This window comes from Streptomyces sp. NPDC007929, assembly GCF_042959065.1.
Classification (GTDB): Bacteria; Actinomycetota; Actinomycetes; order Streptomycetales; family Streptomycetaceae; genus Streptomyces.
Genome location: NZ_JBIBKD010000008.1, coordinates 434,739 through 452,868 on the forward strand (window position 1 = coordinate 434,739; position 18,130 = coordinate 452,868).

Here is an 18,130-nt window from a genome sequence, read left to right on the forward strand (position 1 = left end):
GACACTTCCCCACGAAGTAGACGCCGGGTCAACAAGTGGTGCGCGAGGGATTGACGAGCTTGCTGACAGGCAGTCTCATAAGGGGAACAGTGACGTGTGCACAACGAGGTGGGCAGCCATGACGACCCTGACGGAAGCCGACGCGCTCGACGGCCTGCGCGATGCCCTGGGCCTGCTCAAGGACCGGGAGCAGGTGGCCCAGCGGCTGCTCGACTCCTCCGCCAAGCACTCCTTCGACCCGGACAAGGAACTGGACTGGGACGCGCCCTTCGAGGAGGGCAAGTGGTTCTGGCCCCCGGAGCTGGTCTCGCTCTACGACACCCCGCTCTGGAAGCGCATGGGCGAGGAGCAGCGCATCCTGCTCTCCCAGCACGAGGCCGCGGCCCTGGCCTCCCTGGGCATCTGGTTCGAGATCATCCTGATGCAGCTGCTGGTCCGGCACATCTACGACAAGGCGGCGACGAGCGCGCACGTGCGCTACGCACTCACCGAGATCGAGGACGAGTGCCGCCACTCCAAGATGTTCGCCCGCCTGATCTCCCGCGGCGACGCGCCCTGGTACCCGGTCAGCCGGGCGCACCAGCAGCTGGGCCGCCTGTTCAAGACCATCTCCACCACCCCCGGCTCCTTCACCGCCACCCTCCTCGGCGAGGAGGTCCTCGACTGGATGCAGCGCCTGACGTTCCCCGACGAGCGGGTCCAGACCCTGGTCCGCGGTGTCACCCGCATCCACGTCGTCGAAGAGGCCCGCCATGTCCGCTACGCCCGTGAGGAACTGCGCCGCCAGATGGTGACGGCCCCCAAGTGGTCCCAGGAGTTCACCCGCATCACCTCCGGCGAGTTCGCCCGTGTCTTCTCGGTGGCGTTCGTGAACCCGGACGTCTACACCAACGTGGGCCTCGACAAGCGGAAGGCCCTCGCCCAGGTGCGCGCGAGCGGCCACCGCCGGGAGGTCATGCAGAACGGCTCCAGGCGGCTGACCGACTTCCTCGACGACATCGGTGTGCTGCGGGGCGTAGGCCGCCGTCTGTGGAAGTCGTCCGGGCTGCTGGCCTGACGACCCCAACTCCGTCATGTCCATGCGGGGTGACTACTGTCCTCCCAGACGTAGTCACCCTCCGTGGCCCTGAAGGAGTTCAGCACCGTATGTCCCCCCACACCGTCCGCCTCAAGACCGCCGCCCTCGGTGCCACGACCGCCCTCGCCCTGACGGCGTGCGGCGGTGGCACCGGGTCCCAGGACGACAAGGCCGCCGACAAGCCGCAGGGCGTGGTCAGCCGGGCGGAGGCCAAGAAGATCGCCGACCACTACGAGAAGGTCAACAACAAGGCCAACTCCACCCAGGACGAGAAGCTGCTGGCGACGGTCGAGGCGGGCCAGGTCTACGCGATGGACAAGGCAACCTACACCCTCGTCAAGACCTGGCCGGACAAGAAGCAGAAGGCCTACGCCAAGCCCTTCTCCTACAAGGACCGCACCTATGTGATCCCCGAGAAGGGCACGGCCAGCTGGTTCGCCGTCCGGGCGACATCCAGCGAGGACAGCGACAACAGCGTGCTCCTGGTCTTCGACAAGGTGGGCGGCACCCACAAGATGGTGCTCTCCCTGTGGACCGGCAGCGGCGAGACCCTCCCCGAGCCGGCCATCGACAAGAACGGCCTGGCCGAGGTCGCGAAGCCCACCACCAAGGTCGGCACGTTCGCCCCCGCCGACATCGGCGCCGCGTACGAGGATCTCCTCCAGACGGGCGGCAGGAAGAAGGGCGCCGCCCTGGCCTCCACGAAGCCGGTGGAGAACGCGAAGAAGACCTACCGGCGCAGCAGCGAGGAGGGCACGGCCGAGGGCATGGCCACGAAGATGTTCTTCGCCAAGACCCCGGCCGACCCGAGCGTCTACGCCCTGCGGCTGGCCAACGGAAACGTCCTCGCCCTGTTCCCCGCCGCCCACAAGCAGGAGTCCCTGCTCAAGGAGCCCTACCGCTCCAGCGCGTCCCTCGTACCCAGCGAGGAGCAGTCCGCCTTCGGCGCCACCAGGGGCCCGCTGATCACCGACATGTTCGAGGGCCAGGGCATGGCCGAGCTGACCCCGAAGGCCGCGCGGATCACGGCCGTCGACTTCGAGCACGTGGACGCGCGCTAGCCGCACCCGCGTACGGCGAGAAGGGGCCGTGTCGGGGGGTGTCCGCCCGCAGCGGTTGGCGCGTCAACGCGAGTCAGTCGGTGAACGGGTCCATCGCGCCGTTCCGAGGACGGACACCCCCCGGCGCGGCCCCGCCCCCCACCGGACGCCACGCGAAAACGGGCGCCCCACCCGGCGTCACACGAAAGCGCGCACCCCACCCGGCGCCACGCCAAAACGCACACCCCCACCGGACGCCACACGAGAACGCACACCCCCCCCGGCATCACGCAAAGCGCGCACCCACCACCGCTTCGCACCCCCCGGCCCCCCGATTACGCTGCGAGACATGACACCAGCCGCCCCCACCCCCGCCTACCGGCGACTCAGCGTCGAGGAACGCCGCAGCCAGTTGCTCACCTCCGCGCTGGACCTCTTCGCCCACCGCGCCCCCGAGGAGGTGTCCCTCGACGACGTGGCGGAGGCGGCCGGAGTCTCACGCCCCCTGGTATACCGCTACTTCCCGGGCGGCAAGCAGCAGCTCTACGAGGCCGCCCTGCGCTCCGCCGCCGACGAGCTCCAGCACTGCTTCGACGAACCCCGCGAGGGCCCCCTCCTCCACCGCCTGTCCCGCGCCCTCGACCGCTACCTCACCTTCGTCGACGAGCACGACACCGGCTTCAGCGCCCTCCTCCAGGGCGGCAGCGTCGTCGAGACGTCCCGCACCACCGCCATCGTCGACGGAGTCCGCCGCGTCGCCGCCGAGCACATCCTCAACCACCTGGGCGTCACCGGCCCCGGCCCGCGGCTGCGCATGACCATCCGCATGTGGATCACCGCCGTGGAGGCGTCGTCGCTGATCTGGCTCGACGAGGACAAGCAGCCGCCCGTCGAGGAGCTCCGCGACTGGCTCGTCGAGCAGTTCGTGGCGATGCTGACGGTGACCGCCCGCCGCGACCCGCAGACCGACGCCCTGGTCCTGGCGCTCGCCGAGGATGTCTGAGACTGATCCCGTGAAGAGCGAAGAGACCCCCTTCGAGGGCGGCCCCATGGACGGCAGGGTCCTGCCCGTCCTCCTCGGCATGACCGGCCACCCGCCCAAGACGTACCGTATCCCCGTCCCGGACCCCGACGGCGGACCGGACACCGTGCTGGTCTACCGCCGCGTCCCCCGGGGCCCGGGCAAGGTCGGCCTGACCAACCGCTGGAAGTACGTGTACGCCCCGGAGGGCGTCCCGCCCCGCCGCCTCAACTGGCCCTGGTCGAAGCCAGACGCCACGCCGCGCGGCAAGCCGGACGACGCCGACGGGTGACCGCGTTACGCCGAACCGCGCACACCCACCGCGCGCAGTGCCCGCACCCGCCTGATCCTCACGATGTCCGGCGGCACCACGCCGCCCCCGCACCGGAGGTGATGGCATGTCAAAAAGGCTTCTGCGTCTGGTCTGCATCGCGGCGACGGCGGCCGGAACCGCCCTGGCCCCCGTCGCCCCCGTCCCGGCCACGGCCGCACCCGAGCCGCGGGCAGAACGAGGCGACACCGAGGACCGCGACATCGCAAGCCTCCTGACGGATCTTCAGAAGCTGTACGGAAAGGCCGAGGAGGCCACCGAGGCCTACAACGGCACCGAGGAGAAGCTCAAGAAGCAGCGCGCCGAGACCGACCGCCTGGACCGCGCCCTCGCCCGCGCCCGGCTCTCCCTGCACGACAGCCGGTCCGCGGCCGGCCGGCTGGCCCGGCAGCAGTACCAGAGCAGCTCCGACATCTCCCCGTACGTACGTCTGCTCCTGGCCCGGGACCCGCAGCACGCGATCGAGCAGGGCCATGTGATCGGCAGGCTCGCCCGGGAACGGGTCGACACCGTCGGACGGCTGGCGGGGCACGAACGCAAGGCCGACGAACTGGCCCGCAAGGCCCGTACGGCCCTGGACCGGCAGCTCGCCCTCACCGAGCGACGCAAGAGGGAACGGGACGAAGTCACCGCCCGCCTCCACGAGGTCGAGGAACTGCTCGCCTCCCTGAGCCGCGAACAGCTCACCGAGCTGGCCGAGTTCGAGGAGAAGGGCGTCGCGAAGGCGCAGAAGGAGCTGCTGGAGTCGGGCGCGCTCGAAGGCGAGTCCACAACCGACGACACACAGGACGACGGCAAGAACGGGAGCGAAACCACCCCCACAACGCGCCGCACCTCCACAACGCTCCGCACCACCACCCCCCGCCGCACCCCCACCCCGTCCGCCGAAGGCAGCCGCGCCGTGCGCTACGCACTGCGGCAGCTCGGCAAGCCGTACGAGTGGGGCGCCGAGGGCCCGAGGACGTACGACTGCTCGGGCCTGACCTCGCAGGCCTGGGCCGAGGCGGGGACACCCGTCCCGCGGACCAGCCAGGAGCAGTGGAAGCGGCTGGAGCGGATCCCCCTGGACGAGCTGCGCCCCGGCGACCTGGTCGTGTACTTCCCGAAGGCCACGCACGTCGCGCTGTACCTCGGCGACGGCATGGTCGTCCAGGCTCCCCGGCCGGGCGCGAAGGTGAAGGTGTCGCCGATCGCGGCCAACCCGCTGCTGGGCGCCGTACGACCGGACCCCGGCGGGGAGCCCCTGCGGCGTTACGAGCCGCCGAAGCTCCCCGCGGGGGCCATGGACGGGTCGGACGCGGGCTACGAAGGAGGAGGAGAGGCGGACTAGGCGGCGCCCGCGCCGGACACCTCGGCCAGGTAGGCCTGCGTCTTGTCGGGGTCGTAGAAGAAGTTCTCGAAGTCGGCCGGGGTGTCGAAGCCGTTGGCGAAGCGGTCGGCGACCGGCTGGAGCTCACCTGCGGCGCCGATGAGGTTCAGGATGTGCTCCGGCGGCGGCGCGAGCATCGCGTTGGTCCACTTGGTGACGTGCTGGGCGGTGTTCCAGTAGCGGTCGAAGGTGGCCCGCATCCACTCCTCGTCGAACGGCTTGTCGCCGTGCTCGGTGATCGAGGCGAGGTAGGCGGCGGCGCACTTGGACGCCGAGTTGGAGCCCTGCCCGGTGATCGGGTCGTTCGCGACGACGACGTCCGCCACGCCCAGCACGAGTCCGCCGCCGGGGAGGCGGCCGATCGGGTTGCGGACGGTGGGGGCGTAGCGCCCGGCCAGCGTGCCGCCGGCGTCGGTCAGTTCGACCTTGGTGGCCCGCGCGTACTCCCAGGGGACGTACCGCTCCATGAGTTCCAGGGTCAGGGAGAGGTGCTCCGCGGGGTCCTTGACGCCGTGGAAGGCGTCGAGCGGGCCGCCGGGTATGCCCTCCCAGAACAGGATGTCGGCACGGCCGGAGGTGGTCAGGGTCGGCATGACGAACAGCTCGCCGACGCCCGGCACGAGGTTGCAGCGGACCGCTTCGGTGCCGGGGTGCTCGGGGCGCGGGCCAAGACCGTGGACGTACGCCACGGCCAGCGCGCGCTGCGGCTCGCTGTACGGGGAGCGCTCGGCGTCGCGGCCGAACATCTGGACCAGTTCGCCCTTGCCGGCCGCGACGAGCACCAGGTCGTAGGTGCGGGAGAAGTAGTCGAGGTCGCCGACGGCCGCGCCGTGGATGACGAGCTGCCCGCCGCGCTGGGCGAACGTCTCCATCCAGCCGGCCATCTTGACGCGCTGGTCGACGGACTGGGCGTGGCCGTCGAGCCGGCCCAGCCAGTCGATGGCACGCGCCGCGGGACCTTCGGCCCAGGAGCCGGGGGCGGCGACCGAGACGCCGAGTCCTTGGATCTTCGGGGCCTGGGACTCCCAGAAGTTCAGCTGGAGATCACGCTCGTGCTGAAGGGCCGTGTGGAACATGCACTGCGTGGACATGACCCGGCCGGTGCGGATCTCGTCCGCCGTCCGGTTGGACATCAGGGTGACCTCGTACCCCTGTGACTGGAGGCCGAGGGCGATCTGGAGCCCGGACTGACCGGCTCCGACGACGAGTATCTTCCGCATGCGGGCTGTCCTCTACTCGGGGGTTTCGTCGAGCGCGTGGCCCACGAGGGCCAGGAGGGTCTCGATCACGGAGATCCGGCGACGCGCGTCCATGATCATGACAGGTATGTGCCGCGGGATGGTCAGGGCCTCCCGCACGTCCTCCGGCTCGAACAGCTCGCTGCCGTCGAAGTGGTTGACGGCGACCACGTACGGCAGTCCGGAGCTCTCGAAGTAGTCCAGGACCGGGAAGCAGTCCTTCAGGCGGCGGGTGTCGGCGAGGACGACGGCGCCGATCGCGCCGCGCACGATGTCGTCCCACATGAACCAGAAGCGCTGCTGGCCCGGGGTGCCGAACAGGTAGAGCACCAGGTCGTCGTCGAGCGTGATGCGCCCGAAGTCCATGGCGACGGTGGTGGTGGTCTTGCCCGGGGTGGCGGTGAGGTCGTCGGTCGCCTCGCTCGCCTCGGTCATCAGCGCCTCGGTCTGCAGGGGCGTGATCTCCGAGACGGAGGTGACCAGCGTGGTCTTGCCCACGCCGAAGCCGCCCGCCACCACGATCTTGGTGGCTATGGGGGCCCGGGTGCGGTCCGTCTCCCAGGCGTGCATGCTGTCGTCCGGCTGAACGAACGGGGAGGAACCTGCGACGCCGTGAGCGGCGTCAGAGACGACGGAGTCCACTCAGCACCCTTTCCAGCAGAGCCCGGTCCGGGCGGCCCGTGCCGTGGCCGGTGCCCGTTCCGTACACACGGATCTTTCCCTGGTCCGCGAGGTCGCTGAGGAGCACGCGGACCACACCGAGCGGCATCTTCAGCAGCGCGGCGATCTCGGCCACCGTACGCATCCGGCGGCACAGTTCGACGATGGCCCGCAGCTCCGGCATCACGCGGGTGGAGAGGTGGCCGTTGGTCAGTTCCTTGCGCTCCTCCGGGGCCTCCAGCGCGGCTGTGCTCGCCACGAACGTCTCCACGAGGAGGACGTGGCCGAAGCGGGTGCGGCCGCCGGTGAGCGAGTAGGGGCGGACCCGGGCGGGTTTGCGGTCGCCGCCGCGGACCGGGAGGTGGTGCTTCGGCGTAGCGCTCATCGGGCACTCCCCGTCGTCTGGGAATCCTCCAGGGATTTTCGGAGCTCGCTGCGGAGTTCCGGCGTCAGGACGTGGCCGGCGCGGCCGACGAACAGGGCCATGTGGTACGCCACCACGCTCATGTCGCAGTCCGCGGAGCCGTGGACGCCGAGCAGTGAGCCGTCGCTGATCGACATCACGAACAGGCTGCCCTCGTCCATGGCGATCATCGTGTGCCGGACGCCGCCGAAGTCCATCAGCTTGGCGGCGCCGATGGTGAGGCTGCCGATGCCGGAGACGATGGTGGCCAGGTCGGCGGCGGAGCCGCGCGGACCGGTGCGCCGGGTGCCGCGGGCCTGGAGGGCCTCCCTCGCCTGCTTGTTGCGGTGGTCGTCGGAGGAGAGCAGGAGCAGTCCGTCGGACGAGACGACCGCGACGGAGAGGATGCCGGGGACCTCCTCGACGAGGTTGGTCAGCAGCCAGTGCAGATTGCGGGCCTCACTGCTCAGTCCGATCAGTCCGAAGGTACTGGGAGCGGTCAACTGCTTGCCTCCTCGACTGTGCCCCCCGTGGCTTCTTCGGGTTCAGCTGGTCCTGCTGCGCCGGTGGCCGGCCGCTGGTGCGAGGCCGTCCTCTCGGCGATCTCCGCCTCCACCTCGCGGTAACCGGCCTGGGCGCCCTGGCGGAATCCGCCGAGTCGGCGGCGCAGGGCATCGGCGTCGACGGACCCGCCGGGCCGGCGTGGTGCGGCGGCCGGTGCGGTGATCTTCGGAGTGCGCTTGGGAAGACCCTTGTCGGTGACCCGGTCCTCTTCCTCGTCGGGCACCCGCGCATGCTCGGAACCCCCCTCGTCCGGACTCCCCGGCTGCACCGGAATCCACAACTCCATGGTGGTTTCCGCGGGGGATTCCAAGGGGGTGACGTGGTCGGCGGTGGCGCCGGGACGGGCGTGCGCCGCCGGGTCGGCGTCGGCGGGCTCGACCAGGTCGGAGTGCGCTGCCGGGGCGGCAGGCGTCGCCGGGGCAGCCGAGGCATCAGGGTCGGCTCCTGCGAGCGTCGCCAGGTCGGCGTCGGCAGGCCCGGCCGAGTCGGAGTGCACTGCCGGGGCCGCAGGCGTCGCCGGGGCAGCCGAGGCGTCCGGCTCAGCTCCTGCGAGCGTCGCCAGGTCGGCGTCAGCGGACTCGACCGAGTCCGAGTGCACTGCCGGGGCGGCAGGCATCGCCGGGGCAGCCGAGGCGTCCGGGTCAGCTCCTGCGGGCGTCGCCAGGTCGGCGTCGGCGGGCCCGGCCGAGTCGTCGTGTGCCGCTGGAATGGCGGAGGCATCGGTGTCGGCGGGCGTCGCCGGGTCGGCGTCGGCGGGCCCGGCCGAGTCGCCGTGTGCCGCTGGGGTGGCGGAGGCATCGGTGTCAGCGGGCGTCGCCAGGTCGGCGTCAGCGGGCCCGACCGAGTCGGCGTGCACTGCCGGGGCGGCAGACATCGCCGGGGCAGCCGAGGCGTCCGGCTCGGCTTGCGGCGCCCGACTCCCGGGCGTCGCCAGGTCGGCGTTGGCAGGCCCGGCCGAGTCGTCGTGTGCCGCTGGGGTGGCGGAGGCATCGGTGTCGGCGGGCGTCGCCGGGGCGGCGACGGCGCCCGGGGCCGGGGGCGGCGTCGGATCGGCCTGTGCGGAGCTGTCGGCGGGCGTCGTCGAGTCGGCGTCTCCGAGCGGCTCGGCAGGCTCCTCCGGGCCGGTCGGGGCGGGCCCTTCGGCCGCTACGGCCGGATCGGCAACGGGCGCCGTACCCGCACCGGAAGGCGTCCCCGGGCCGGAGGGTGTTTCCACGTCGGAGGGCGTGTCGGCCGCAGCCGGGGCCGCCGTCTCCTCCCCTCGTACCGCCACCGCCTTCTCCGCCGCCGTCACCAGCGGGTCGTCGCCGGTCGCACGGCCGGGGAGGACGTTGGAGTTGGCCTCGGCGTCGGCGCCCGGGAAGGAGTAGGAGGGGGCTGTGCCGGCGAGGGGGCCGGAGGCCGGGGCGGCGACGGGCGGGGCGGCGGCGAGCAGCGTGCGCGGCAGGACGACGACCGCCGCGACACCGCCCTGCTTCTGCTCGCGCAGCTGGACGCGCACCCCGTGGCGGTGGGCGAGCCGGGCGACGACGTACAGGCCGAGGCCGAGACCGTCCTCGCCCTCCTGGTCGTACGGCGCCTCCGGGTCGAAGTCCGCGAGGCGGGAGTTGAGGCGCTCCAGCCGCTCCTCGGTCATGCCGATGCCCTCGTCCTGGACGGAGAGCATGACCTCACCGTTCTCCAGCAGCCAGCCGGAGATCTCGACGGGCAGGTCGGGCGGGGAGAACGAGGTGGCGTTCTCCATGAGTTCGGCCAGCAGATGGGAGAGGTCGTCCGCGGCGAACCCGGCGATGTGCGCGTGCGGCGGCAACGCGGCGATGCGAACCCGCTCGTAGCGCTCGATCTCGCTGACCGCGGCGCGCACGACGTCCACCAGCGGCACGGGCCCGGCCGCGTGCTGGACGTGCTCGGTACCGGCGAGGACCAGCAGGTTCTCGCTGTGCCGCCGCATGACCGTGGCGAAGTGGTCGAGCCTGAACAGCGTGGCGAGCCGGTCCGGGTCCTGCTCGCGCTCCTCCAGGTTCTCGATGACGGCCAGCTGCCGCTCGACGAGACCCAGGGTGCGCAGGGCGAGGTTGACGAACGTCCCGCCGATGGCCGTGCGCAGCCGCTCCAGCTGGGCGGCGGACTCGGCGAGCTCACCGCGCAGTTCCTCACGCGCGTCGGCCATCTTCTGGCGCTGGCCGACCAGGTGCTTGCGGTCGGACTCCAGCGTGGTGATCCGCTCGGTGAGGGCGGCGGCGTGCGCGTGCAGGGCGTTGACGGAGCGGACGGCCTGGGCGAACTCGTCGTTGCGGCCGGTGAACTTCACCGGCTCCTCGGCCGCCGGGTCCTCCGCCTCGGCGAGCCGCTTGGAGCCGAGGCGCAGGACCGCGAGCGGCCGGGTGAGGCTGCGGGCCATGCCCGTGGCGACACCGACGGCGAGCAGCATGAGGGCGCCGAGGATCGCGACGCGGATCTCCAGCGCGGTGACGTCGTCGTCGCGCAGCGCCTCGAGGTCCTTGGTGCGCCGGTCGTAGAGGGCGGACTCCACACCGCGCATCAGGTCGACGCGGGCGGACAGGGCCGCGCTCAGTTTCTTGGGGCTGGCGGCGAGATCGCTGCGGGAGAGCGTCGGCTGGTCGGTCAGGGTGGCGAGGTATTTGTCGGCGCTGTTGACCTCGGTGCCGGTGACCGTGGAGTCGAAGGAGGCGCGGGCCTCCTTGGGCGCGGTGGAGCGGAAGTCGGCGAGCGCCGCGTCGGAGCGCAGCCGGGCCTGCTGGGCGGCGGCGCTGAGGGCGTCGCGCTGCCGGGTGTCGGCGTCCGAGGAGGTGGAGGTCTCGGTCGGCAGGCCGGTGACGGGGTCGATGACCGTCTCGGTGCCGCGCGGCACGCTGAGCGCGGCGAGCAGCAGCCCGCGGGCCGCGGCGGCCTGCTGGACGGCGGAGTCCAGCTCGGCCAGGGCGTATCCGCCCTCGCCCGCGCGCGGCGGCGTCCGCTGTGCCAGCTGCTCGGCGAGGCCGTGGAGTTCGGTGATGGCCTTGGAGTACGCCTGGTGCGCTTCGAGGGCGCTGCTCTTGCCGGTGAGCGCCGCCCGGCGCACGGTCGCTATGCCGTCGAGGTCGGAGCGGAGCGAGGCGGGCGTGTCGGTGTCGGCCCTCAGCTCCTCGACCTGCCGGTCCACGCGGGCGCTGCGCTGCTCGGAGGGCGCCTTGGACTTGGGGCGCCCGGCCGCGATGTAGGAGGTGACGTCGTCACGCTCGTCGGCGAGGGAGTGCGCGAGGGCGAGCGCGTCCTGCGTCTGCTCCGCGAGCGTCACCAGTTCCTGGGAGTCGTGGAGTTGCCCGGAGGCCGCGAGGACGGATGGCGTGCCCGCGCCGGCGATGGCCGCCGCGACGACTGCCACGGCCACGATCAGCCGGTTGCGTACATGCGTGGGACGGCCCTTGCCGGTGGACGGCGTCGGCTCGGCACCCTGAACGGGGGCCTTCTGCTTGCCTGTGCGACGAGGCCGCGTCTTCTGCACCGGTGCTCGCATTCCTGACTCGTGAACCCTTGGGCCCGGATGACGCTCCGTCAACTGGTGCGTACTCCCGGTACACTTCCCGACCCTCCCAGCGCCGGTGGGCAGCGCACGCGCATCACCTGACCCGCCACCCGAAGGAGTGAACCCCGGACGGGAGTTGAGGGGCAAGTTCCGCGGGCCTGTGCAGCGGCCTTGCGCGGCACGCCGGTTGGACGACGGGGACGGCCGGTGGCAGTATTCGCCACCACGCCTTCCCGGAACAAATCATTCCATCCCAAACCTGGCGTCTGACCTGCGCGGCTGCGCACGTCCGGGGACCATTGCCGGTCTTCTGCGGACGTTGTGAAGGGCTCGTGCAGACTGGCTGGATGCGTACTGAACTCGCCTCGGAGCCCGGAGACGCCGACCGCCCCAACGAGGACTTCGCCAGTGTCGGACTACCGGCCTCGGGGCAGGGTGGTTCGGTCGTCGTCCTGGACGGGGTCACGCCCCCGAGGACCGGGACGGGCTGTCTGCATTCCGTCCCCTGGTTCACGGCGCACCTCGGCGGGGCACTGACCGAACTGACCGTTTCACTCCCGGATGTTCCTCTGGTCGACGTGTTGTCCCGTGCCATCGCGCGTACCTCCGAGGCGCACGCCGCAACCTGTGACCTTTCTCACCCTCGGACTCCCCAGGCCACGGTGGTCGTGGCCCGCTGGAATCCGGCCACCGTGGAGTACCTGGTCCTGTCGGACTCGGCGTTGCTGCTGGAGTCCCCGGACGGCGTGGTGACCCCCGTCCTCGACGACCGGCTGGCCCTGCTCCCCCGCTCGGCGCTGGCGACGGACGCGCAGGTGGACGCCACGCTCCGGAACAAGGAGGGCGGCTTCTTCACGGCGGCGGCCGACCCGTCGGTGGCGGCCCGGGCGGTGACCGGAACGGTGCCCCGCGCCCGGGTCCGTGCCCTGGCCGCGCTGACGGACGGCGCGACCCGCTGGGTCGAGCGGTTCGAGGAGGGCGACTGGACGGACTGCTTCCAGCTGCTGCGCAAGGAGGGTCCGCGGGCCCTCGTGGACCGCGTCCGGGCGCTGGAGCGGTCGGACGCGGCGTTGACGTCCCTGGGCCGGAGCAAGCGCCACGACGACGCGACGGCCGTGTACGTCGAGTTCTAGAGCGCCCCGCGCACCAGGCGGAAGGGCGCCCAGCTCACCCGGAACGCCCCGCTCACCCGGTTCCGGAACGCCCCGCTCACCCGGTTCCAGAGCGCCCCGCCCGCCCCGCCTACTTCTCCATGCCGCGGTTGAGCTGGTTCAGCAGCCGGGCCAGTTCCGTGACCTCGTGGGAGTCCCAGTCGGCCAGGCGGCCGGCGTAGCGGGCGCGGCGGGCCTCCCGGACCCGGCGGACCCGGTCCTGGCCCTCCTGGGTGAGGGCGACGAGCCAGGCGCGTCCGTCGGCGGGGTCGGGCGCGCGGCCGACCAGCCCGAGTTCCTCCAGGGCGCGCAGCTGGCGGGACATCGTCGCCTTTCCGACCCCGATGTAGGCGGCGAGCTCGGTGGCCCGCTGCTTGCCGCACTCGTCCAGCCGGACGAGCAGGCCGTACGCGGACGGCTCCAGGTCGGGGTGGACCTCGCGGGCCATCTCCCCCTGGCTGGCCCGGGCGCGCCGCAGCAGCACGGTCAGCTCGCGCTCCAGCGCCAGGAAGGCGGGCTGGTCCACACCGCTCGCGGCCACCCCGGCGTCGCGGTGTCCGTCGTTGCCTTCCTCGTGCACGTCAGCCCCTGCCTCGGTCGTCGCCCGGCCCTGAGAGTCCGGTACTGGAATTTTCCGCCACCTGCCGCCCTCGCCGCAGTCCGGCAAGTATTCCGCAGGTCAACGGCGTACGCGTACACAGGGCGACCACACGGTGAAGGCCCGGGCCTCCCTCACGAGAACCCGGGCCTCCCTCATCCGATGACCTCCGTCACGCGGCCACCGGAACCTCCGGCGCCGCCCCGCTGGTCGCGGGCGCGAGCGCCAGCTCCAGGACCTGCCGTACGTCGGTGACGGCGTGGACGTCGAGCTTGTCCAGCACCTCCGCCGGGACGTCGTCCAGGTCGGGCTCGTTGCGCTTGGGGATGATCACCGTGGTGACACCGGCCCGGTGCGCGGCGAGCAGCTTCTGCTTCACCCCGCCGATCGGCAGGACCCGCCCGGTGAGCGAGACCTCGCCGGTCATCGCCACGTCGGTGCGGACCAGCCGGCCGGAGAGCAGGGACGCGAGGGCCGTGGTCATCGTGATGCCGGCGCTCGGGCCGTCCTTGGGGACCGCGCCCGCCGGGAAGTGGATGTGCACGCCCCGGTCCTTGAGATCGGCCACCGGCAGCTCCAGCTCGGCGCCGTGGGAGCGCAGGAAGCTCAGCGCGATCTGCGCGGACTCCTTCATCACGTCGCCCAGCTGACCGGTCAGGGTCAGCCCGGCCGCGCCCGTCTCCGGGTCGGCCAGGGAGGCCTCGACGTACAGCACGTCACCGCCCGCCCCGGTCACCGCGAGCCCGGTCGCCACGCCCGGCACGGACGTCCGCCGCTCGGCCGGGTCCTGGGCGGACTCGGGCACGTGGTGCGGCCGGCCGATCAGGTCGCGCAGGTCCTCGTCCCGGACGGTGAACGGCAGCTTCCGCTCGCCCAGTTCGTGCTGGGCGGCGACCTTGCGCAGCAGCCGGGCGACGGACCGCTCCAGGGTGCGCACGCCCGCCTCGCGTGTGTACTCACCGGCGAGCTTGCGCAGCGCGCCCTCGTCGATGGTCACCTCGTCCTTGTCGAGTCCGGCCCGCTCCAGCTGGCGCGGGAGCAGGTGGTCACGGGCGATAACGACCTTCTCGTCCTCGGTGTAGCCGTCCAACCGGACGATCTCCATCCGGTCGGCGAGCGCCTCCGGGATCGCCTCCAGCACGTTGGCGGTGGCGAGGAAGACGACGTCCGACAGGTCCAGCTCGACCTCCAGGTAGTGGTCCCGGAAGGTGTGGTTCTGTGCCGGGTCGAGCACTTCGAGGAGGGCGGCGGCCGGGTCGCCCCGGAAGTCCGAGCCGACCTTGTCGATCTCGTCGAGCAGCACGACCGGGTTCATCGACCCGGCCTCCTTGATGGCCCGGACGATCCGGCCCGGCAGGGCGCCGACGTACGTACGCCGGTGGCCGCGGATCTCGGCCTCGTCGCGGACGCCGCCGAGGGCGACGCGCACGAACGTGCGGCCCATGGCGTGGGCGACGGACTCGCCGAGGCTGGTCTTGCCGACGCCGGGCGGCCCGACGAGCGCGAGCACGGCACCACCGCGCCGCCCGCCGACCACGCCGAGGCCCCGGTCGTCACGCCGCTTGCGCACCGCCAGGTACTCGGTGATGCGCTCCTTCACGTCCTCCAGGCCGGAGTGCTCGGCGTCCAGGACGGCCTGGGCGCCCCGGATGTCGTAGGCGTCCTCGGTGCGCTCGTTCCACGGCATCTCCAGGACCGTGTCGAGCCAGGTGCGGATCCAGGAGCCCTCCGGGGACTGGTCGGAGGACCGCTCCAGCTTGTCGACCTCCTTGAGGGCGGCCTCACGGACCTTCTCGGGCAGGTCGGCGGCCTCCACCCGGGTGCGGTAGTCGTCGGACTCCTCGCCCTCCTGCTCACCGCCCAGCTCGCGCAGCTCCTTGCGGACGGCTTCGAGCTGACGGCGCAGCAGGAACTCGCGCTGCTGCTTGTCGACGCCCTCCTGGACGTCCTTGGCGATGGACTCGGCCACGTCCTGCTCGGCGAGGTGGTCGCGCAGCTGCTGGGTGGCGAGCTTCAGCCGGGCTCCCGGGTCGGCGGTCTCCAGCAGCTCGACCTTCTGGTCGGTGGTCAGGAAGGGTGAGTAGCCGGAGTTGTCGGCGAGCGCCGAGACGTCGTCGATGGCCTGCACCCGGTCGACGACCTGCCAGGCGCCTCGCTTGCGCAGCCAGGCGGTGGCGAGTGCCTTGTACTCCTTGACCAGTTCGGCGAGATGACCGGGCAGCGGCTCCGGCACGGTCTCGTCGACGCCGGTCCCCTCGACCCAGAGTGCGGCACCGGGGCCGGTGGTTCCCGCGCCGATGCGCACCCGGCTCCGGCCGCGGATCAGGGCGCCCGGGTCGCCGTCGGCCAGCCGGCCGACCTGCTCGACGGTGCCGAGGACACCGGTGGCGGCGTAGGTCCCGTCGATGCGCGGCACCAGGAGTACCCGGGGCTTTCCCGGTGTTGTGCGGGCAGCGGCCTGAGCGGCCTCCACCGCGGCACGGACCTCGGAATCGCTCAGGTCCAGCGGGACCACCATGCCGGGCAGCACGACCTCGCCGTCGAGCGGCAGCACGGGCAAGGTGAGCGGTGTGGACGACGAAGCCATGATCTCCCCTTCGGCAGTCAAGTTGAGCTATGCCGACTCAATGCTTGGGCGCCGCCGAATGTTCCCCACCCGCTGTTCGCTGTCAGCGATCACTTCTGACGCCGGGAACGGGAGGGCGCGTAAGCTGCCCGATGTAATAGCCATAAGCGGCATTCAGTTGTTACAGGGGGCGGGCGTGGACGAGACCGTGCAGGAATGGGTGAACGGGTGGGTCGTGTCCCGCGGGGCCGCTCCGCCCCTGGCCGAGCCGTGGGGCTGGACCATCGACGTGGGGCTGTTCGGGCACGCCACGCGGCATGTGCTCGGCGCGCGGGGCGAGGACCTCGACGAGACGACCGTGCGCAAGGTGGCCGGGGCCGTGACCGGGCAGGGCGTGTGGCTGAAGGCGTTCCGGGATCCGGCGGTGGTCGCCGGCTGGCTGGACGACAGCTGGTGGATCGACCCCGAGCCCGGCTTCCTGATGACGACCCCGCTGACGCCGGACGACGCTCCGGCCGCCCCAGACGGATACCGGCTGCGCGCGTGGTCGCGCGGAGGGGTGACCCGCGTGATGGTGGCCGCCCCGGACGGGTCCCTGGCGGCGCGCGGCCAGATCGCCCCGACGGGCCGGACCGCCGTCGTCGACCAGATCGAGACGGCCCCCGGGCATCGCCGCAAGGGCCTGGGCAGCGTCGTCATGCGGACCCTGCACAACGCCGCCGTCCGCCAGGGGGCACGGACCGGTGTCCTGGCCGGCACCCCCGCCGGGCGAGGGCTCTACGAGGCGCTGGGCTGGGAGGTGGCGGCCCTGCTGACCAGCGCGAAGCACGACCCGCCGGCCTCCGCCCAGGCCTGAGGGGCCGGGCGGTCAGACCCCGGCCGGGCGAGGGCGAACCGCGTGCGCGTCCCGGACAAGCGGCCAGGTCGCGAGCCCGATACCGAGGGCGATGACGTGCCCCCAGTTCGTCATCGGGTCGGCGAAGGCGAGCAGGTCCTGGAGCAGCGTCCATCCGAACCCGGCCAGCAGCGGCAGGCGCAGCCACAGTGGCAGCAGGCCCGCCAGGGCGCCGATGCCGGCGGCGACACCGAAGCTGACGCCGTAGTCGAGGCGGTGCAGGGAACTGCCGGGAAGGTGCCCGGCCAGCACCGCCAGCCCCACGGGCACCTCGGTCGCGAGGGTGGCGAGGACATGCCCGAGCAGGAAGACACCGGCCGTGCGCCAGCTGCCGATCCGCCGTTCCAGCGCGGTCAGCACCAGCAGGAAGGCGATGGCGAACGGCGAGGTCACCCCGCCCGCGACCCACAGCGCGCTGCCGATCAGCACCAGTTCCGGCGTGCGCGCCAGGTGTGCCACGTCCGTACTGGAGCCTTGGAGCAGGGCGTGCACCAGGGCCGGGTCCGCGTACGCGGCGATGAGGGAGGTGAGACAGAGGAGCGCGGCGTAGCCGAAGGTGAACGGCGTGCCCGTGGGGGTGGGCAGCGGCAGCCGGAGGTGGAGCGCCTTCCGGGACCGGGGCGTGGCCGCCGGAGGGGGCTCCTGTGCTCCGGCTACCGGCGTCGCGCGCGGGTCCCGCTGTCGTGGCACCCCGTCGAGCAGCCCCGGCCCGTCGGGGAGCGGCGCGTCCGCCGGCGAGGGTGTGACCGGCTCGCGGGGCGGCGCGGTGCGTTCCACAACGGGCACTCCTTCCGTCATGTCCCACCTTTCGCTCCGGACTCGGCGCTGTCTGTGACCTGCGCCACGCTCAAGCCGATGCACAGCAACCCGAAAGCCCCGTCCCGCGTCCTCCCCCGGGGCCCCCACCGAATCGACGGGCGCCACTCGTCCCACTCCTGCCAGGATGCCCCCATGTCTAGCTCGTACATGTCCAGCTCGTACGACATCCCCGAGGTCCTGGACCGTCGCGAGGGCCCGCACGGCGAGGTGGTGCTGCGGCGGCACGGCGACCGGCTGGAGATCATCGCCAACGGCTGTTTCCTGATGGACACCTCCGACGGCCGCTCGGAGCGGCTGCTGGTCGACGTCGCGCTGGAGGCCCTGGACGGCCGGGACCGCCCGCACGTCCTGATCGGCGGACTCGGCGTCGGCTTCTCCCTCGCGCACGCCGCGGCGGACCCGCGCTGGGGCCGGATCACGGTGGTGGAGCGCGAGCACGCGATCGTCGAATGGCATCTCGACGGCCCGCTCTCCGCCCTCTCGGCCCCGGCACTGGCGGACCCCCGCGCGCATATCGTCGAGGCCGATCTCGTCGCACACGTCAATGAGACATCCGACACGTACGACGCCCTGTGCCTCGACATCGACAACGGACCCGACTGGACCGTCACCGAGGACAACGGGCATCTCTACGGCGAAGCCGGACTGGCAAGCTGTGCAAGGGCGTTGAGACCCGGCGGGGTTCTCGCCGTCTGGTCGGCCCAGCCGTCTCCGGAATTCGAAGAAACCTTGCGGAATGCCGGGTTCCAACGGGTGCGTACCGAAGAGATCCCGGTTGCCCGGGGCGTTCCGGACGTCGTGCACCTCGGCATCCGCCCTGGATAGCAAAGGCGTGCTGACTCCCCGTACGCTGCTCCTCGGACGCCGATCA

Annotated in this window: 16 protein-coding genes; 8 read left to right on the top strand and 8 right to left on the bottom strand. The window is 72.1% G+C overall.

Annotated elements, in window-relative coordinates; all coding sequences use genetic code 11:
• Positions 1 to 118: 118 nt before the first annotated feature.
• The 5 genes from ACFZDE_RS28045 to ACFZDE_RS28065 all read left to right on the top strand — a co-directional run bounded on the left by ACFZDE_RS28045 (position 119) and on the right by ACFZDE_RS28065 (position 4,800).
• Positions 119 to 1,057 (top strand): diiron oxygenase, encoded by a 939-nt coding sequence (locus ACFZDE_RS28045; protein WP_391204329.1) that lies wholly within the window; start codon positions 119 to 121, stop codon positions 1,055 to 1,057.
• An 89-nt stretch (positions 1,058 to 1,146) separates the two neighbouring features.
• Positions 1,147 to 2,139 (top strand): hypothetical protein, encoded by a 993-nt coding sequence (locus ACFZDE_RS28050; RefSeq protein WP_391204332.1) that lies wholly within the window; start codon positions 1,147 to 1,149, stop codon positions 2,137 to 2,139.
• Between the two features lie 328 nt (positions 2,140 to 2,467).
• Positions 2,468 to 3,121, top strand: coding sequence for a TetR family transcriptional regulator (locus tag ACFZDE_RS28055; RefSeq protein WP_390993865.1), 654 nt, complete (start codon positions 2,468 to 2,470; stop codon positions 3,119 to 3,121).
• 10 nt (positions 3,122 to 3,131) lie between these two features.
• On the top strand, positions 3,132 to 3,431 hold the full coding sequence (locus ACFZDE_RS28060; protein ID WP_391204335.1) for a hypothetical protein: 300 nt from the start codon (positions 3,132 to 3,134) through the stop codon (positions 3,429 to 3,431).
• Between the two features lie 106 nt (positions 3,432 to 3,537).
• On the top strand, positions 3,538 to 4,800 hold the full coding sequence (locus ACFZDE_RS28065; protein ID WP_391204337.1) for an NlpC/P60 family protein: 1,263 nt from the start codon (positions 3,538 to 3,540) through the stop codon (positions 4,798 to 4,800).
• Here the strand turns inward: ACFZDE_RS28065 and ACFZDE_RS28070 are convergent.
• From ACFZDE_RS28070 to ACFZDE_RS28090, 5 genes are read right to left on the bottom strand one after another with little or no spacing between them, the layout of a single operon-like run.
• A complete protein-coding gene (locus tag ACFZDE_RS28070; RefSeq protein ID WP_391204340.1) occupies positions 4,797 to 6,059 on the bottom strand; it encodes a styrene monooxygenase/indole monooxygenase family protein in 1,263 nt (420 codons plus the stop codon). The genes ACFZDE_RS28065 and ACFZDE_RS28070 overlap by 4 nt on opposite strands.
• A 12-nt stretch (positions 6,060 to 6,071) precedes the next feature.
• Positions 6,072 to 6,719: an ATP/GTP-binding protein gene (locus ACFZDE_RS28075; RefSeq protein ID WP_387844652.1), complete on the bottom strand. Its 648-nt coding sequence runs from the start codon at positions 6,717 to 6,719 to the stop codon at positions 6,072 to 6,074.
• On the bottom strand, positions 6,700 to 7,122 hold the full coding sequence (locus tag ACFZDE_RS28080) for a DUF742 domain-containing protein (RefSeq protein ID WP_390993861.1): 423 nt from the start codon (positions 7,120 to 7,122) through the stop codon (positions 6,700 to 6,702). The genes ACFZDE_RS28075 and ACFZDE_RS28080 overlap by 20 nt, the downstream gene beginning before the upstream one ends.
• Positions 7,119 to 7,643 carry a roadblock/LC7 domain-containing protein gene (locus ACFZDE_RS28085; RefSeq protein WP_390993860.1) on the bottom strand — a complete coding sequence of 175 codons (525 nt, stop codon included), beginning with the start codon at positions 7,641 to 7,643 and terminating at the stop codon, positions 7,119 to 7,121. The genes ACFZDE_RS28080 and ACFZDE_RS28085 overlap by 4 nt, the downstream gene beginning before the upstream one ends.
• Positions 7,640 to 11,209, bottom strand: a complete 3,570-nt coding sequence (locus tag ACFZDE_RS28090; RefSeq protein WP_391204343.1) for a nitrate- and nitrite sensing domain-containing protein — start codon at positions 11,207 to 11,209, stop codon at positions 7,640 to 7,642. Before ACFZDE_RS28090 ends, ACFZDE_RS28085 begins: the two co-directional genes overlap by 4 nt.
• Before the next feature lie 368 nt (positions 11,210 to 11,577).
• Between ACFZDE_RS28090 and ACFZDE_RS28095 the strand changes: the two genes are divergently transcribed.
• A complete protein-coding gene (locus tag ACFZDE_RS28095; RefSeq protein WP_391204346.1) occupies positions 11,578 to 12,363 on the top strand; it encodes a protein phosphatase 2C domain-containing protein in 786 nt (261 codons plus the stop codon).
• Between the two features lie 109 nt (positions 12,364 to 12,472).
• Here the strand turns inward: ACFZDE_RS28095 and ACFZDE_RS28100 are convergent, their stop codons facing one another.
• Together ACFZDE_RS28100 and lon are read right to left on the bottom strand one after the other, a co-directional pair.
• Positions 12,473 to 12,961, bottom strand: coding sequence for a MarR family transcriptional regulator (locus ACFZDE_RS28100; protein ID WP_391204349.1), 489 nt, complete (start codon positions 12,959 to 12,961; stop codon positions 12,473 to 12,475).
• A gap of 190 nt (positions 12,962 to 13,151) precedes the next feature.
• Positions 13,152 to 15,566: an endopeptidase La gene (gene lon / locus ACFZDE_RS28105; RefSeq protein WP_391204352.1), complete on the bottom strand. Its 2,415-nt coding sequence runs from the start codon at positions 15,564 to 15,566 to the stop codon at positions 13,152 to 13,154.
• Positions 15,567 to 15,741: 175 nt separating this feature from the next.
• Between lon and ACFZDE_RS28110 the strand changes: the two genes are divergently transcribed.
• Positions 15,742 to 16,401: a GNAT family N-acetyltransferase gene (locus tag ACFZDE_RS28110; protein WP_391204355.1), complete on the top strand. Its 660-nt coding sequence runs from the start codon at positions 15,742 to 15,744 to the stop codon at positions 16,399 to 16,401.
• Positions 16,402 to 16,413: 12 nt separating this feature from the next.
• Here ACFZDE_RS28110 and ACFZDE_RS28115 read toward each other — a convergent pair whose 3' ends face one another.
• Positions 16,414 to 17,217 (bottom strand): rhomboid-like protein, encoded by an 804-nt coding sequence (locus tag ACFZDE_RS28115; RefSeq protein ID WP_391204357.1) that lies wholly within the window; start codon positions 17,215 to 17,217, stop codon positions 16,414 to 16,416.
• Between the two features lie 189 nt (positions 17,218 to 17,406).
• Between ACFZDE_RS28115 and ACFZDE_RS28120 the strand changes: the two genes are divergently transcribed.
• Complete coding sequence (locus ACFZDE_RS28120) at positions 17,407 to 18,084, top strand: spermidine synthase (RefSeq protein WP_390993960.1); 678 nt, start codon at positions 17,407 to 17,409, stop codon at positions 18,082 to 18,084.
• The last annotated feature ends 46 nt before the right edge of the window (positions 18,085 to 18,130 follow it).

Excerpts from the sequence above, each read along its gene's own strand:
- ACFZDE_RS28045 (WP_391204329.1), top strand. The coding sequence starts at position 119 with ATGACGACCCTGACGGAAGCCGACGCGCTCGACGGCCTGCGCGATGCC.
- ACFZDE_RS28050 (WP_391204332.1), top strand. The coding sequence starts at position 1,147 with ATGTCCCCCCACACCGTCCGCCTCAAGACCGCCGCCCTCGGTGCCACG.
- ACFZDE_RS28055 (WP_390993865.1), top strand. The coding sequence starts at position 2,468 with ATGACACCAGCCGCCCCCACCCCCGCCTACCGGCGACTCAGCGTCGAG.
- ACFZDE_RS28065 (WP_391204337.1), top strand. The coding sequence starts at position 3,538 with ATGTCAAAAAGGCTTCTGCGTCTGGTCTGCATCGCGGCGACGGCGGCC.
- ACFZDE_RS28070 (WP_391204340.1), bottom strand. The coding sequence starts at position 6,059 with ATGCGGAAGATACTCGTCGTCGGAGCCGGTCAGTCCGGGCTCCAGATC.
- ACFZDE_RS28080 (WP_390993861.1), bottom strand. The coding sequence starts at position 7,122 with ATGAGCGCTACGCCGAAGCACCACCTCCCGGTCCGCGGCGGCGACCGC.
- ACFZDE_RS28095 (WP_391204346.1), top strand. The coding sequence starts at position 11,578 with ATGCGTACTGAACTCGCCTCGGAGCCCGGAGACGCCGACCGCCCCAAC.
- lon (WP_391204352.1), bottom strand. The coding sequence starts at position 15,566 with ATGGCTTCGTCGTCCACACCGCTCACCTTGCCCGTGCTGCCGCTCGAC.
- ACFZDE_RS28120 (WP_390993960.1), top strand. The coding sequence starts at position 17,407 with ATGTCCAGCTCGTACGACATCCCCGAGGTCCTGGACCGTCGCGAGGGC.